Source organism: Bacillus proteolyticus (genome assembly GCF_001884065.1).
Taxonomy (GTDB): Bacteria; Bacillota; Bacilli; order Bacillales; family Bacillaceae_G; genus Bacillus_A; species Bacillus_A proteolyticus.
This window is the reverse complement of sequence record NZ_MACH01000038.1, coordinates 1-262: the sequence shown is the minus strand read 5'-3', so window position 1 is coordinate 262 and position 262 is coordinate 1. Positions and strand designations below refer to the sequence as shown.

Sequence of the window (262 nt, the reverse complement as noted above, 5' to 3'; positions counted from 1 at the left end):
AAAGAAAATGATTAATGAAAAAAACCTTTTTGATTTAGATGTTCAAGTAACAACAGCTTCAGGTGATGTAGATCCACAAATTACAAGTATTTCAGCTTGTACGCCTGGCTGTGGAAACACAGGTTCATTCAATAGCTTCTGTTGCTAATTGCTATATAAGATATATTATCTTAAAAAAATTTTAGGGGGAAAAGAAAATGATTAATGAAAAAAACCTTTTTGATTTAGATGTTCAAGTAACAACAGCTTCAGGTGATGTAGA

2 protein-coding genes are annotated in these 262 nt (G+C 30.5%); both read left to right on the top strand.

The features are described from left to right. The first annotated feature begins 7 nt into the window (after positions 1-7). The gene (locus BAQ49_RS04200) at positions 8-148 is read left to right on the top strand and encodes a gallidermin family lantibiotic (RefSeq protein WP_000606628.1); all 141 of its coding nucleotides are present in this window, start codon (positions 8-10) and stop codon (positions 146-148) included. A gap of 49 nt (positions 149-197) precedes the next feature. Then, positions 198-262: FDLD family class I lanthipeptide (locus BAQ49_RS32070; protein ID WP_208610845.1), on the top strand; the 65-nt coding region annotated here is incomplete at its 3' end.

What these genes read in the sequence shown, in the direction of transcription:
- BAQ49_RS04200 (WP_000606628.1), top strand. Translation starts at nt 8, where the DNA reads ATGATTAATGAAAAAAACCTTTTTGATTTAGATGTTCAAGTAACAACA.